The 14,929-nt window shown below is 64.9% G+C and carries 14 protein-coding genes; 9 read left to right on the top strand and 5 right to left on the bottom strand.

What is annotated here, in order from left to right:
• Positions 1 to 11: 11 nt before the first annotated feature.
• Positions 12 to 482, top strand: a complete 471-nt coding sequence (gene bfr / locus AC56LK_RS15035; protein WP_497185302.1) for a bacterioferritin — start codon at positions 12 to 14, stop codon at positions 480 to 482.
• On the opposite strand, the gene AC56LK_RS15030 is transcribed toward bfr, so the two are convergent.
• A complete protein-coding gene (locus AC56LK_RS15030) occupies positions 472 to 1,422 on the bottom strand; it encodes a PfkB family carbohydrate kinase (RefSeq protein ID WP_497185301.1) in 951 nt (316 codons plus the stop codon). The genes bfr and AC56LK_RS15030 overlap by 11 nt on opposite strands.
• A gap of 8 nt (positions 1,423 to 1,430) precedes the next feature.
• On the bottom strand, positions 1,431 to 2,045 hold the full coding sequence (locus AC56LK_RS15025) for a glutathione S-transferase N-terminal domain-containing protein (RefSeq protein WP_497185300.1): 615 nt from the start codon (positions 2,043 to 2,045) through the stop codon (positions 1,431 to 1,433).
• Positions 2,046 to 2,202: 157 nt separating this feature from the next.
• Here AC56LK_RS15025 and purB point away from each other — a divergent pair, with 157 nt between their 5' ends.
• Positions 2,203 to 3,594: an adenylosuccinate lyase gene (purB, locus tag AC56LK_RS15020; RefSeq protein ID WP_497185299.1), complete on the top strand. Its 1,392-nt coding sequence runs from the start codon at positions 2,203 to 2,205 to the stop codon at positions 3,592 to 3,594.
• Between the two features lie 37 nt (positions 3,595 to 3,631).
• On the opposite strand, the gene AC56LK_RS15015 is transcribed toward purB, so the two are convergent.
• Entirely contained in the window at positions 3,632 to 5,599 is a 1,968-nt protein-coding gene (locus AC56LK_RS15015) for a TOL_0244 family TonB-dependent receptor (protein ID WP_497185298.1), read from the bottom strand.
• Positions 5,600 to 5,803: 204 nt separating this feature from the next.
• Between AC56LK_RS15015 and AC56LK_RS15010 the strand changes: the two genes are divergently transcribed.
• The 3 genes from AC56LK_RS15010 to AC56LK_RS15000 are packed head-to-tail and all read left to right on the top strand — an operon-like array spanning position 5,804 to position 7,518.
• A complete protein-coding gene (locus AC56LK_RS15010; RefSeq protein WP_497185297.1) occupies positions 5,804 to 6,352 on the top strand; it encodes a cytochrome b in 549 nt (182 codons plus the stop codon).
• Positions 6,349 to 6,900, top strand: coding sequence for a YceI family protein (locus tag AC56LK_RS15005; protein WP_497185296.1), 552 nt, complete (start codon positions 6,349 to 6,351; stop codon positions 6,898 to 6,900). The genes AC56LK_RS15010 and AC56LK_RS15005 overlap by 4 nt, the downstream gene beginning before the upstream one ends.
• 42 nt (positions 6,901 to 6,942) lie before the next feature.
• Positions 6,943 to 7,518 carry a YceI family protein gene (locus AC56LK_RS15000; RefSeq protein WP_497185295.1) on the top strand — a complete coding sequence of 192 codons (576 nt, stop codon included), beginning with the start codon at positions 6,943 to 6,945 and terminating at the stop codon, positions 7,516 to 7,518.
• Between the two features lie 73 nt (positions 7,519 to 7,591).
• Here AC56LK_RS15000 and AC56LK_RS14995 read toward each other — a convergent pair whose 3' ends face one another.
• Positions 7,592 to 8,923 carry a hypothetical protein gene (locus AC56LK_RS14995; protein ID WP_497185294.1) on the bottom strand — a complete coding sequence of 444 codons (1,332 nt, stop codon included), beginning with the start codon at positions 8,921 to 8,923 and terminating at the stop codon, positions 7,592 to 7,594.
• Between the two features lie 282 nt (positions 8,924 to 9,205).
• Between AC56LK_RS14995 and AC56LK_RS14990 the strand changes: the two genes are divergently transcribed.
• The 4 genes from AC56LK_RS14990 to AC56LK_RS14975 all read left to right on the top strand — a co-directional run bounded on the left by AC56LK_RS14990 (position 9,206) and on the right by AC56LK_RS14975 (position 14,297).
• Entirely contained in the window at positions 9,206 to 9,475 is a 270-nt protein-coding gene (locus AC56LK_RS14990; RefSeq protein ID WP_497185293.1) for a GlsB/YeaQ/YmgE family stress response membrane protein, read from the top strand.
• Between the two features lie 69 nt (positions 9,476 to 9,544).
• A complete protein-coding gene (cls, locus tag AC56LK_RS14985) occupies positions 9,545 to 10,822 on the top strand; it encodes a cardiolipin synthase (protein ID WP_497185292.1) in 1,278 nt (425 codons plus the stop codon).
• Between the two features lie 131 nt (positions 10,823 to 10,953).
• A complete protein-coding gene (locus AC56LK_RS14980) occupies positions 10,954 to 13,119 on the top strand; it encodes a S46 family peptidase (protein ID WP_497185291.1) in 2,166 nt (721 codons plus the stop codon).
• Between the two features lie 95 nt (positions 13,120 to 13,214).
• Positions 13,215 to 14,297 (top strand): alpha/beta hydrolase, encoded by a 1,083-nt coding sequence (locus tag AC56LK_RS14975; RefSeq protein ID WP_497185290.1) that lies wholly within the window; start codon positions 13,215 to 13,217, stop codon positions 14,295 to 14,297.
• On the opposite strand, the gene AC56LK_RS14970 is transcribed toward AC56LK_RS14975, so the two are convergent.
• Positions 14,260 to 14,925 (bottom strand): CatA-like O-acetyltransferase, encoded by a 666-nt coding sequence (locus tag AC56LK_RS14970; RefSeq protein WP_497185289.1) that lies wholly within the window; start codon positions 14,923 to 14,925, stop codon positions 14,260 to 14,262. The genes AC56LK_RS14975 and AC56LK_RS14970 overlap by 38 nt on opposite strands.
• Between the last annotated feature and the right edge of the window lie 4 nt (positions 14,926 to 14,929).

Below are 14,929 nucleotides of genomic sequence, written 5' to 3'. Positions count from 1 at the left end.
GAAAGCATTCCATGAAGGGCGATCCCAACATCATCCGGCTGCTCAACGCGCAGCTGACCAACGAACTCACCGCGATCAACCAGTACTTCCTGCATGCGCGCATGTACCGCCACTGGGGCTTCGGCAAGCTGGCGAAGAAGGAATACGACGAATCGATCGGCGAGATGAAGCATGCCGACAAGCTGATCGACCGCATCCTGATGCTCGACGGCCTGCCGAACCTGCAGGCCCTGCACAAGCTGCTCATCGGTGAATCGACCCAGGAAATGCTGGAATGCGACCTCAAGCTCGAGCGCGCGGCCCAGGTGACGGTCAAGGAAGGCATTGCGGCGGCGGAAGCGGCGGCTGACTACGTGACCCGCGACCTGTTCCTGATGATCCTCGAGGATACCGAGGAGCATATCGAGTGGCTGGAGACGCAGCTGGACCTGATCGTGAAGGTCGGCATCCAGAACTACCTGCAGAGCCAGATCAGCGAGTAAACCGCGCCGGCTCCTCAGCCTGGCGCCACTTCCTCATCCACTGGTCATAAAACCCGAGATCCCGCGGCACCGCGCCCGGGATCGCGCAAATCGCTCCCGCGAACTCGTTGGCCCTGGCCAGTGACACATCGAGCGGCCAATCCCGCATCTTCCCCAGCAGGAAAATCGCCGAGAAGGCATCGCCCGCGCCGACCGTGTCGATCACGAAGGGCGGCGCCGGGTTATCGCGGTGCATGAGCACGCCGCCGTCCGCACTGAAGTAGACCGAGCCGCGGTGGCCCAGCGTGACGATCAGCGCATCGAGCGAGAACATCTGCAGCAGCGCCTGGCACGAGGCGCGCACCTCGTCGGCCGTCAGCGCCTGCGCATCCGCCTTGATCTGGAAATACCAGCCGAACAGCGCCTGCAGTTCTTCCTCGTTGACCTTGGCGATATTGGCTTCCTGCAGCGAGCGCGTGACGACGCGTTCGTCCACCTGGCCCTCGCGCAGGTTCAGGTCGAGGTAGCGCAGCGCCGCCGTGGTCCCGAGCAGGGACATCAGGGTGGCGCGCGAGCGCTCGTTGCGCTGGGCCAGGGTGCCGTAATAGAAGATGCCGGGCTGCGCCTGGTCGAGCGCTGCCCTGGCCTGGGCGCGGTCGATGAAATCGTAGGCCTGGTTCGGCAGGATGGTGAAGCGGTGGCTGCCGCGCGCGCCGCGCTCGACCAGCACACGGCCGGTCTCCTCGATGGCATCGCACTGCAGCCCGGCTTCGCTCATCGCGAAGCGCTCGAATTCGGCGCGCACCGCCAGGCCCGGCTTGTCATTGCCGATGCGGGTGATCATCAGCTGCGGCGCCATGAAGGCGGCCAGGTGGCGCGCCACGTTGAAGGGCGCGCCGCCGACCACCTGCTCGGTGCTGAAGTCGTCGACCAGCGCCTCGCCAAAGACAACTGTAGTCAAGAGGGCGCTCACGCGACAGGAGGCGCGGTATCGCGGAACGAGGGACGTTCGGCGAGTTTATCGGCCAGGCGCGCCAGGTTCGGGTAATCGCCGCGCCAGCCGATCTCGGGGAAACGCAGGGCAAGCCAGCCCAATGCGCAACCGACGGCGACGTCGGCCAGCGTGTAGTGGATGCCCATGCAGTAGGCCGAATCGCCGAGCTTGGCGGACATCTCGCGCAGGCCTGCGTGCACCTTGCCCAATTGACGCTCGATCCACTGCGCGCTCTGCAGCTCCGGCGCGCGGTCGCGCCGCTCGACGAAGACCAGGATGGCCGCCTCCATGACGCCGTCGGCCAGCGCTTCCCATACCTTGACGTCGGTGCGCTCGCGGCCGTTCGGCGGCAGCAGCTTGCAGACCGGGGAGATGGTGTCGAGGTATTCGGCGATCACGCGCGAGTCGTACAGCGTGCTGCCATCTTCCATGAGCAGGCAGGGAACCTTGCCGAGCGGGTTGACTTCCTGGATGGTGGTCTCCGCAGCCCAGACGTTTTCCTGTTCAAAACTGAAGTCGAGCTTCTTGTCCGCCATGACGACACGGACTTTGCGCACATAGGGACTGGTGAGGGAACCGATGAGTTTCATACATGCCCGGATGAGAAGATTGGATGCCAGTATAGCATCGCCGTTTCGGCGTTTGTCTGCGCCAGGCTGGCGTCGCGGCCGGCCGGCGCGGCCGCGCGCGCAAAGCCTTGTCATCCACCCGGTGGTAAAATCCGCGTTTTTGCACGGACCGCCCGCCATGACCTCTACCGTTCCCTCATCTGCCCAATCGGCGACTCTGTCGGCCCTGTCCCCGCTGGATGGCCGCTACGCGTCGAAAACCGACAAGCTGCGCCCGATCCTGTCGGAAGCGGGCTTCATGCACCACCGCGTGAAAGTCGAAATCGCCTGGCTGCAGGCGCTGTCGCAGGCCGGCTTCCCGGAGATCAAGCCGTTCTCGGCCGAAGCGAACGCTCACCTCGAGCGCATGGCCGCGAACTTCGGCGATGCCGAGGCGGCGCGCATCAAGGAGATCGAGGCGGTCACCAACCATGACGTCAAGGCGGTGGAGTACTGGCTCAAGGAGCAGGTGAAGGACGTGCCGGAGCTGGTGGCGGCGAGCGAATTCATCCACTTCGGCTGCACCTCGGAAGACATCAACAACACCTCGCACGGCATGATGCTCAAGAGCGCGCGCGACGGCGTGCTGCTGCCGGCCCTGCAGAACATCGTCGCCAAGCTGACCGAGATCGCCCACACCAACGCGGCGCTGCCGATGCTGTCGCGCACCCACGGCCAGACCGCCAGCCCGACCACCCTCGGCAAGGAATTCGCCAACGTGGTCGCACGCCTGCAACGCGCCGTGCAGCGCATCGCCGCTGTCGAGATCCTCGGCAAGATGAACGGCGCGGTCGGCAACTACAACGCCCACCTGTCGGCCTACCCGGGCTTCGACTGGCCGGCCTTCTCGAAGGAGGTCATCGAGAACCGTCTGGGACTGGTGTTCAATCCCTACACCATCCAGATCGAGCCGCACGACTACATGGCCGAGATGTTCGACGCCATCGCGCGCGCCAACACCATCCTGCTCGACCTGAACCGCGACATCTGGACCTACGTCTCGCTCGGCTACTTCAAGCAGAAGCTGCGCGCCGGCGAGATCGGTTCGTCGACCATGCCGCACAAAGTCAACCCGATCGACTTCGAGAACTCGGAGGGCAACCTGGGCCTGGCCAACGCGGTGCTGCGCCACATGGCCGAGAAGCTGCCGGTCTCGCGCATGCAGCGCGACCTGACCGATTCGACCGTGCTGCGCAACATCGGCGTCGGCTTCGGCTACGCGCTGCTGGCCTACGACAGCTGCCTGCGTGGCCTGAACAAGCTGGAAGTGAATGCGGCCCGTCTCGAAGCGGACCTGGATGCGAGCTGGGAAGTGCTGGCCGAGCCGGTGCAGACCGTGATGCGCCGCTACGGCATCGAGAACCCGTACGAGCAGCTGAAGGAACTCACCCGCGGCAAGGGCATCACCCGCGAAGCGCTGCAGGAGTTCATCGGCAAGCTGGCGGTTCCGCAGGAGGCCAGGGATCTCCTGATGCAGATGACGCCGGCGAACTACACCGGCCTGGCTGCGCAGCTGGCAAAAGCCATCTGATCGCGAGGGGGCCGGCCGCGGCCCCCTTCTTCTCCACCTATAAGCTCCACTCCAGCTTGACGCCCAGCCTGCGGTCGACTTCGGCCCGCGCCCCGGCCGCGCCGTACTCGGCGTGGCTGCCGTTCAGGTTCTGCCCCACCACCGACAATTCCAGATCGGGCGCCAGGCGCCAGCCGAAGCGCGCGTCCAGCGCCCAGTAGGCGGGCACCGCGGGGTTCTCCAGCGCAGCCACTTTGCGCAGCGCCAGGTCCAGCTCGCGCCGGTCGTCGAAGCTGTACTGCGAGCGCAGCTGCAGCGTATGCTCCGGATCTTTCCCGGCAGTGCCGGGACTCACGCGGTCGTTGCTGCCCGGCTTCGTGTGCAACCGTTCGCGCAGCGCCGTGAAGCCGGCCGACAGGCGCAAGGCGTCCGTCATCTGGTAGCTTCCCCACATCTCGATGCCGGTCGCCTTCCCTTCCATCAGGCTGTCGAAGGTGATGAAGGTCCGGGTCGGATCGACTTCCTGCGTCCGCAGGTGCTCGTATTGGTTATGGAACAGCGTGACGGTGGTCGACAGGCCGTCCATTGGCTGGCCGCGGTAGCCGGCTTCGAACACCCGCGCCACTTCGGCCCGTACGCGCGGTCCGCCGCGCAGCAGATAGGGCGGGCGGCCGGGAATGAAGGCGTCCACGTCGAGCCGGGTGGGCGCGCGCACGGTGCGCGACAGCGCGCCCCACAGCGCGTGGCGCGGCGCCAGGCGCCACGACAGGCGCGCGGTGGGCAGGAATTCGTTGCCGGTATAGTCGTTGCGCTCGATGCGCGCGCCCAGGGTCAGGCTCAGGTCGGTCCGCAGTGCGATCTCGTCCTGGGCGAACAGGCTGGCCCAGGTCTGCTGCTTGCGCGCCGGCAGGAAGGCGATCACGACGCTGTTCTCCACCTTGTCCCAGCTGTGGCGCAGGCTCGCTCCCCACACCAGGCTGTGGCGGCCCCAGGCCGGCAGCGTGTGCTGGATCTGCAGGTCGGCGATCTGCAGCGATTCGGTGAAGGTGGGCGGCACCTGGCGCCGCGTATGGTCGAGATAGGCCTCCACCGACAGCTGCCCGCCGGCGGCCAGCGCATGCTCCCAGCGCGCGCTCAGGTTGGCGCCCTGGGTATCGATCTCGCCCAGGCGCAGCGTGGTGCCGCTGACCGCGATCTCTCCCGGTGCGGGCTGCTCAAGCCGGCCGCGATACGCGTTGCCATTCACGCTGACACTGTCCGCGCCGCGCTGCCAGTCGCTCCGAAAGCCGAGCTGGGCCTGACGCCAGGCATCGTCGAGGCGTGCTCCCCCGGTCGTCTCGCCATGCGAGCGTTGCAGCATCTTGCCGTAGACGCGCCAGCTGGCCTCGCCGCTTTGTCCTCCCTGGCGGAATGCGGCATCGGCGCCATCGGTGGTCCCGCGCAGCACCGCCAGGCTGCCCTGGGTTGCCCCGGCCGGGCGCGTCGTGATGTTGATGACGCCATTGACGGCATTGACGCCCCAGAGGGTGCCGCCCGGACCACTGATGACTTCGATGCGTTCGACGTCTTCCAGCATGAGGTCCTGCATATCCCAGAACACGCCGGAGAACAGCGGCGCGTACACGGAGCGCCCGTCGATCATCACCAGCAGCTTGTTGGGGGCGCTGTTGCTGCTGCCGTTGAGGCCGCGTGCGCTGATCGCGTAGCCGTAGCCGGAGCGCTGCGCCACGTGCAGGTTGGGTGCGAGCCGCAGGGCTTCAGGCAGGCTGCGCGCGCCGGAGCGCCGGATATCGTCGCCGGTGATGAGGAACACCGAGGCCGGCGCGTCGAGAAGGCGCTCCGGCTTCTTGGAAACGGAAGTGACCGCGATGTTCGCCAGTTCTTCGATCGACAGGTCGGCCAGGCTGGCGGGGCGTCCGGACATGAGCTCTTCGGCAGCAGCCGGCAGTGCCAGCAGCGCGCCGAAGCAGCCGGCAATCAGACGCAGCGGGGGACGCAGGGAAAACGGAAAGGATGGTGCGCTCATATCTTACTCCCCGGCATTAAAACTATCCGCCAGTAATGTGTGATAACAGTATTTCTTCCAGATTTTACATTCTGGCTGCTGCCGCTGTGCATGTTTTGCAATTCGTGCTAGTGTTCCTAGCGAAAAATTACCCTCGGCAGCAACGGGCGGTAAAGACTGGTATAGTTAGTTCTAACGCGTACAACTTTCCAAAAGATAAACTTTATGCCCCGCTATACCATCCCGGCCATCGTTCTGCACTGGCTGATCGCACTGCTGATCATCGGGACGTTCACGCTCGGCCTGGTGATGACCGATATCCCCGGCATCACGCCGACCAAACTGAAGTACTTCAACTGGCACAAGTGGGCCGGCGTCACCGTGCTCGCACTGGCGGCCCTGCGCCTGCTGTGGCGCCTGTTCCGTCACCCGCCCGCCTATGCCGACGAGATGCCCGCCTGGCAGCGCGGCGCGTCCCATGGCCTGCACTGGCTGCTGTACATCCTGATGTTCGCGGTGCCGCTGTCCGGCTACTTCTACAGCCTGTCGACCGGCTATCCGGTGGTCTGGTTCGGCGTGCTCGAACTGCCGGTCCTGATCGGTCCCGACCCCGTCCTGAAAGTGGTACTGAAGGATGTCCACTACTGGCTCAACATGCTGCTGGCGCTGCTGGTCGGCGTGCACGTGGCGGCCGCGTTCAAGCACCTGCTCGTCGACCGCGACGGCGTGATGGCGCGCATGCTGCCTTTTTCCAAGCGTAAGGAGTTCTCATGAAGACAATCAAGGGCCTGCTGCTGGCCTCCCTGTTCGCCACTGCCTTCGCAGGCGCCGCGGTGCTGAAGACCGACCCTGCGAAAAGCAGTGTGACGGCCACCTTCAAGCAGATGGGCGTGCCGGTCGAGGCGAAGTTCAAGCAGTTCACGGCGCACATCGACTACGACGCCGCCAAGCCGGCCGCCTCGAAGGCGACGGTCGAGATCCAAACCGCCAGCCTCGACCTGGGCGATCCCGACTACAACAAGGAAGTCACCAAGAAGGAGTGGTTCAACACCGCCCAGTTCCCGAAGGCGAGCTTCGTGTCCTCGAGCATTGCCGCGGCCGGCGCGGGCAAGCTGGACGTCAGCGGCAAGCTGACCATCAAGGGCCGCAGCGCCGACGTGCGCTTCCCGCTGACCGTGAAAACGGAAGCAGGCAAACAGGTATTCGAAGGCCAGCTGCCGATCAAGCGGCTGGCTTTCAACATCGGTGAAGGCGAGTGGAAGGACACCAGCATGGTCGCCGATGAAGTCGTCATCAAGTTCCGCGTCGCCGCGGCGCAGTAATCAACACGCACACACCTCAACACTTCAGCAAGGAATCGCTCCATGAACATCAAGCACCTGATCGCAGCCCTGGCCGCTTCGAGCACCCTCGGCGCCGGCTTCGCCTTTGCCGCCGATACCTACAAGATTGAGCCGAATCACACCTACCCGAGCTTCGAAGCCGACCACATGGGCATCTCGGTCTGGCGCGGCAAGTTCAACAAGACCGACGGCACCGTGACCCTGGACCGCAAGGCCAAGACCGGCACCCTCGACATCACCGTCTACATCGACAGCATCGACTTCGGCCACGACAAGATGAACGAGCACGCCAAGAAGCCGGACATCTTCGACGCCGCCCAATTCCCGACCGCGACCTTCAAGTCGAAGTCGATCACCTTCACCGGCGACGTCCCGACCTCGGCCCAGGGCGAGCTGACCCTGCACGGCGTCACCAAGCCGCTGACCCTGACCATCAACAAGTTCAAGTGCATCGAGCACCCGATGCTCAAGCGCGAAGTGTGCGGCGCCGACGTGAGCGGCACTTTCCAGCGCAGCGACTTCGGCATCACCAAGGGCGTGCCGGCCTTCTCTCCGGAAGTGAAACTGGCGATCCAGGTGGAAGCGATCAAGCAGTAATCCCCTTCGCCAAAAGGAAAAGCCTCGGTGCCGTGAAGCACCGAGGCTTTTTTTACGCTAGCGTATCCGCTGCTTAGCGGCCGTCGCGGTCGGCATCACCCGGGATGGCGCGCTCGACCTTGTGCCATGCGGCGCGCGAGGCGTGCTTGGCCTGTTCCCAGCTCAGGCGCGAAGTGCCCTTGGTGCGTTCCCATTCGCTCGACAGCTCTTGCTCGTGCTGGTCGTAACCGCCCGGGTAACGGCCTGCCGAGTTGTAGCCCAGCGCATAGGCTGGCTGGTAGTCGTCGTAGGTGTAGCCCGGGGTGTAGTACGGCTGGGTCTGGTACTGGCCGCGCCAGTGGGCGTCTTCTTCCGCCGGGTTGACCATCTTGGCCACGCCCTTGCCCGCCATGCCGCCGACTGCCGCGCCGATGCCGGCGCCCACGACTGCACCGACCGGGCCGCCCACGGCACCACCGATCACCGAACCGCCCACCGCGGCACCCGCACCGGCGCCGACGCCGGTACCCAGGTGGTGGTCACGCAGTTCGTCGCCCGGTTTCGGGTTGACGACTTCGCCCGTTCCCTGGCCGGCCGCGCCGCCCGCCAGGCCGCCGACCACCGCGCCGGCAGCCATGCCGATCGGGCCGGCCGCCGCGCCTGCCATCGCGCCCACGGCAGCGCCGCTGCCGGCGCCGACGCCCTTGGCCAGGTAGTGTTCCGACAGGTCGTCGCCGGCTTTCGGGTTCACGACTTCGCCGACGCCCTTGCCGGCCATGCCGCCGGTGACCGCGCCGATGGCGGCGCCAGCCACGGTGCCGACCGGACCGGCCGCCGAACCGATGGCGGCGCCAGCCGCCGCACCACCGAGTGCGCCGATGCCGGTGCCGATGATGTGGGTGCCGCCGCTGTCGGTCCACGACTGCTGGATGTGGCGCGCATCTTCGTCCGAACGGGCATTCACGCCCATCACGATGCCGCCCTTCTTGATGCCTTCTTCATAGTGCGCGGCACGGTCTTCCGGAATGCCGGCACCGATCAGCGCGCCGATCAGGCCGCCGGTGATGCCGCCGGCGCCGGCGCCGGCCAGGGCCGCTGCCAGCGGACCGGCCACGACCACGCCCAGGCCCGGCAGCACGAGGGTGGTGCCGACGGCTGCGATGCCTGCCAGCACGGCGCCGATGGTGCCGCCGATGCCGGCGCCGATGCCGGCGCCTTCGGCGGCCTTGCTGCCCAGTTCGGTGTCGGTATCGCCGAAGTGGGTCTTGCGAGCGTCGTCCGACATCATCAGGTTGACATCGTCCTTGGTGTAGCCGCGGGTCGAGATCGAGGAATAGGCGCGTTCTGCGCTGGCACGGTCGGGGAACAGGCCGGTGACCATGCGGGAATTCTGGTTGGTGTTGCTATTCGAATCGTAGTTACTCATGGCGAATCCTTTCAGAAGGTTCAGGTGCTGGGTCCTGCAAAAAGAAAGTATTGCAAGTGTTGAAACCTTATGCCCCACACCGAGCCTCTTCTGTTCGGTGCCGCACTCTACCCACTTCTTTTCGCTCAACAGTTCCCGGGACCAGAACAGGCTTGGAGTTTCGCCGTCTAACGTTCGTTGCCGCACCGACCTGAAGGGGACTGGTCTCTAGACTTTTCTCCATGGCCACGGCAATTCAATCGGCCTGGGGGTATGTTTTCTCACACTTGAAGGAGGTACACCATGTTATTCATCATTTGGATCGTTGTCGGTGGCATTCTGGGCTGGCTCGCCAGCATGATCATGAAAACCGACGCAGAACAGGGCATGATTCTCAATGTCGTGGTTGGTATCGTCGGCGCCTTCCTGGGTGGCTGGCTCCTGTCGCCGCTGTTCGGCACCGGCACCATCAACTCCGACGACTTCAGCGTCTCGTCGCTGCTGGTCTCCTTCCTGGGCGCTGTCATCCTGCTGGCCATCGTGAACCTGCTGCGTCGCGGCCGTGTTCGTTAATCAGCAGTGATGCGCTCTTCCTAAAAACCAACGCTTCATGCGTTGGTTTTTTTACGCCCGCATTCCCTTATGTCACCCAAGCGATTCTGGACCATCCTCGTCACGGCCGCCCTCACCCTGGTGGGAGGCGTACTTGCGCTCAATTTCATGCCGAGCGAAAAGCAGATCGAGGCCCGCCTCGTCCGCCTGTACGATACCAACGACCCACAGTTCCGCCGCTCGCTGGGCGTCCTGCTCGGCCCGCCCATTCTTGAAGGTAACAAGGTCGAGGCGCTGCTGAACGGCGACCAGATCTTCCCGTCCATGCTCGAGGCGATCCGCTCGGCCAGGAAAACGATCACCTTCGAAACCTATATCTACTGGTCGGAGTCGATCGGACGCGAGTTCGCCGACGCCCTGATGGAGCGCGCCCGCGCCGGAGTGAAAGTGCATGTGATGCTCGACTTCATGGGCAGCGTGAAAATGGACCTGGCCCAGCTCGACGCGATGAAAGCGGCCGGCGTACAGGTGCAGCGCTACCACAAGCCGGTATGGTGGAAACTGGCGCGCCTGAACAACCGCACCCACCGCAAGCTCCTGGTGATCGACGGCAAGGTCGGCTACACCGGCGGGGTCGGCATCGCCGACCAGTGGCGCGGCAATGCCCAGGACGAGAAGCACTGGCGCGACACCCATTTCCGCATCGAAGGCCCGGTGGTGGGCCAGGTGCAGGCCGTGTTCAATGACAACTGGCTGAAAGCCACCGGCACCGTCCTCGACGGCCCCGATTACTTCCCGGCCCTGCAGCCGGTGGGCGACATGCCGGCCCAGATGTTTTCCAGTTCGCCGACCGGCGGCAGCGAATCGATGCACCTGATGTACCTGATGGCGATCACCTCGGCGCGCAAGACCATCGACCTGGCGGCCGCCTATTTCGTGCCCGACGACCTGACCATCCGCACCCTGATCGAGGCGGCCAAGCGCGGCGTACGCGTGCGCATCTTGATGCCGGGCAAGATCATCGACTCGGACCTGGTGAAGGCCGCCTCGCGCGAGCGCTGGGGCGAGCTGCTGGCGGCCGGCGTGAAGCTGGCCGAATACCAGCCCACGATGTACCACGTAAAAGCGCTGATCGTCGACAATCTGCTGGTGTCGGTAGGCTCGACCAACTTCGACAACCGCTCGTTCAGTATCAACGACGAGGCCAACCTGAACGTTCTGCATGAAGGCTTCGCGCGCGAGCAGAGCGCCATTTTCGAGGACGACTGGCGCCGCGCGAACCCGGTGACGAAGGTGGAATTCCGCGAGCGTCCGTGGTGGGATCGCATAACGACAAGCATCAGCTCGCTCGTCAGCGCCCAGCTGTAAACACATTCTTTCGAGAAAAAAGTATCGCTTTGTCTGGACGAAATATTGGTTGACGATGCATATAGGGATTACGGATACTCTTGGATGCTCCGCGGAGCCCAAGAGTTCCCATCCCAACCAGACAGACGCGAATGAAAAAGACCCTCCTCTCGCTCGCCATCCTCACCAGCTTCGCCGCACACGCGGACGAAGGCATGTGGATGCCGCAGCAGCTGCCACAAGTAGCCAAGCAACTGAAAGCCGCCGGCCTCAAGCTGGATCCGTCCACCCTGACCAAGCTGACCGAATTCCCGATGGGCGCGATCGTGAGCCTGGGCGGCTGCTCGGCCTCGTTCGTCTCGCCGCAGGGCCTGGTCGTCACCAACCACCACTGCATCTACAACAGCGTGGCGGTCAACTCGACCCCGGAACGCGACCTGCTGGCCAACGGCTTCCTGGCCAAGACTTTCGCTGAAGAACTGCCGGCCGCGCCGGGCAGCCGCGTCTACGTGACCGAGGAAGTGGCGAACGTCACCGGCCAGATCATTACGCCGGAAGTCGCCAAGCTGAGCGGCAAGGCGCGCATCGACGCCATCGAGAAGAACCAGAAGAAGCTGGTGGCCGAGTGCGAACAGTCGGCCGGCTACCGCTGCACCGTGGCCAGCTACTACGGCGGCCTGGAGTTCTACCGCCTGAAGCAGCTCGAGATCCGTGACGTGCGCCTGGTGCACGCGCCGGCGGCCGGCGTCGGCAAGTTCGGCGGCGACACCGACAACTGGATGTGGCCGCGCCACACCGGCGACTACGGCTTCTACCGTGCCTACGTGAGCAAGGACGGCAAGGCCGCCGAGTTCTCGAAGGACAACGTACCTTACCAGCCGAAGCACGTGCTGAAGATCGCCGACCCGGGCGCCAGCGCCAAGGAAGGCGACTTCGTCATGGTGCTGGGCTACCCGGGCCGCACCAACCGCCACCGCCTGCCGTCGGAAGTCGCCTCGACCTTCGACTGGAACTACCCGGCGTTTGTTGCGGCATCGGGCGAGACCCTGGCGATCATCGAGCGCGAGACCAAGACCGATCCGGCCGCCAAGCTGAAGTACGCCGGCCAGATCGCCAGCGTCAACAACTACTACAAGAACCGCAAGGGCATGCTGACCTCGTACGCGAACAGCGATTTCCTGCAGCGTAAGACGGCCGAGCACAATGCCCTGAAGGCATGGGTCAACGCCAACCCGGCCCGCAAGGCGCAGTACGCCGCCGACATCGAGCAGGCCGAAAAGCTGATCGCCGAGCGCGACGCCAACGCCAAGAAGGGCTTCTACCTGGGCTACGCGCAGCCGAAGTTCCTGTCCTCGGCACGTTCGCTGTACCGCCTGGCCAACGAGCGCACCAAGCCGGACGCCGAGCGCAAGTCGGGCTTCCAGGAACGCGACATGCCGCGCTGGAACTCGGTCATCGCCGGCCAGGACCGCACCTACGACGAAAAGGTCGACAAGGCGCTGGTGCTGAACTTCCTGACCAAGTACAACGCGCAGCCTGCCGCCGAGCATGACGCCGCCTTCGACGCCGCCCTGGGCATCCGCGCCGGCATGAGCGAAGCCGAACTGAAGGCCGCACTGGACCGCATCTACGCCGGCTCCAAGCTGGCCAACAAGGAAGAGCGCAGCGCCTGGCTCAAGAAGTCGCCGGCCGAATTCCAGGCTTCGAATGACAGCTTCATCAAGGCCGCGGTCGCCATGTACGACGCAGGCCTGAAGGATGAAGCCAAGGAAGAGGAATTGGCAGGCAAGATCCAGCAAGCCTACGGCAGTTACATGCGCGCCAAGATCGCCTACATGTCCAGCCGCGGCCAGGCCGTCTACCCGGACGCGAACGGCACCCTGCGCGTCACCTTCGGCAAGGTCGCCGGCCGTGACGTCGGCGCCGACGGCACCGGCTCCTGGACCGCGTTCACGACGCCGAAAGGCATCGTGGCCAAGCACACCGGCGAAGGCGAGTTCAACGCACCGGCAGCCCAGCTGGCGGCAATCCAGTCCAAGGACTTCGGCAAGTACGTCGATCCGAAGCTGAAGACCGTGCCGGTCAACTACCTGGCGACGCTGGACATCACCGGCGGCAACTCGGGTTCGGCTGCGCTGAACGCGAAGGGCGAGCTGATCGGCCTGGCCTTCGACGGCACCCTGGATTCGATCATCTCGGACTGGGACTTCAACAAGGCCATGACCCGCTCGATCCAGGTCGACAGCCGCTACATGCTGTGGAACATGAAGCATGTGGACAAGGCCGACAACCTGCTGAAAGAAATGAACGTGCAATAAGCGGCACTGTCATACCTGCCGGCGTCTTCGGGTGCCGCGCATGGAAGCCACGCCGCCGCAGGGTTGCGTGGCTTTTTTACAAGAAAGGATCGGATATGAAGAAGCTATGGTTGTTCTGTGGCGCCTTGCTGGCCTGCGCGTCCACCCTGGCACAGGAAGTCGGCGACCCCTACGCGAAAGCGCGCACCGTCATCGAAGACCTCAACCGCATCAGCGCCCCGACCGGCGTGCAGGAGTCGTACAAGACCCGCATCGGCGGCGTCGACCAGTGGCTCAGCGTGCGCGGCCAGGACCGGGCCAATCCGATGATCCTGTTCGTGCACGGCGGCCCCGCCTCGCCGGTGACGCCGACCATGTGGCAGTTCCAGCGGCCGGTCGAGGAATACTTCACCGTGGTGAACTGGGACCAGCGCGGCGCCGGCAAGAGTTATGGCGAGACCGACCCGGAGCAGCTTGCCGGGACCATCCGCATCGAGCGCTACGTGGACGACGCCATCGAAGTGGCCGAGCACCTGAAGGCGCGCTACGGCCAGCGCAAGCTGATCCTGATGGGCCACAGCTGGGGCACCATCGTCGGCATGCGCGCGGCGCTCAAGCGCCCCGACCTGTTCCACGCCTATGTCGGCATCGGCCAGGTGCTGAACGTGCGCGAGAACGAGCGCATCAGCTTCGACTACGCCTACGAGCGCGCCAAGCGCGAGAACAACGTGGCAGCGGTCAAGGAAATGGCGGCGATCGCGCCCTACCCCGGCGACCAGCCGATCACGCGCGAGCGCATCATCGTCGCGCGCAAGTGGCCGCAGCACTATGGGGGACTGTCCGCCTTCCGCAGCGAGTCCGGCTACTTCTTCCGCGGCCCGCTGCTCTCGCCGGAATACACCCCGGGCCAGGTGAAGGACATCGACAAGGGCAGCGTGCTGACCCTGGGCCGGGTACTGCCGGAATTCCTGCAAGTGGATTTCTCGGGCGTGAAGCGCTTCCCGATCCCGGTCGTCATGTTCCTGGGCCGGCACGACTACACCACGCCGGCCGCGCCGACCGTCAACTGGATGGAGAAGGTCGATGCGCCCTACAAGCGCATCGTCTGGTTCGAGCGCTCGGCCCACATGGTGCCGTGGGAAGAGCCGGGCAAGACCCTGGTCAGCCTGCTCGAGGTGGTGAAGCCGCTGGTGAAGTGATCGCTTCCAGCTCGGCCGCGATGGTCTGCGCGAGCTGGTGGATGTGGAAGCCGTCGACGAAGCCGTGGTGCGCCTGCACCGAGAACGGCAGCTCGAGGCGGCCGTGTGCGCCATCCCTGAATTTCCCCCATGCGAACGAAGGAATGTCCGGCTGCGCCAGCGAGGCGCTCGGATGCTGGATCGAGGTAAAGGCCAGCCAGGGGATGCAGGTGACGAAGACCTGCTCCCTGGCCTGCAGCGGCGTCCTGGCGGCGTATTCCATGTTCAGGGCCGCCATGCTGCTGGCCGCCTCGCGCGCCGCGATGCCGCGGGCGACGAATTCGCGCAGGTCGTCCGACCAGTCGAACTGGGCGAAGTTCAGGTCATTGTGCTGGTTGACCACCGTGAAGGACGGAATCAGGCGATCGATGCGGATCACGTCGCCGTCCAGGATGCGGTAGCGGAAGTTCTCGACCTTCAGCACCGCGCGCAGCACGGCGCACAACAGCACGTGGAAAGGCGCCAGGCCCTGTTTCTTGCACCAGGGCCGGAAGTCCGGCAAGTCGAGCGGGAAGCAGATGTTGACGGCGGCGCTCTCCATCGCGTCGAACAATGCGAAGCGGTCGCGCCGCCGTTCGAAATTCTCCAATCCG

The sequence above is a fragment of the Telluria sp. ZB4P36 genome, assembly GCF_059685865.1.
The sequence above is the reverse complement of the archived record's forward strand: the minus strand, read 5'-3'. Positions and strand labels throughout refer to the sequence as shown.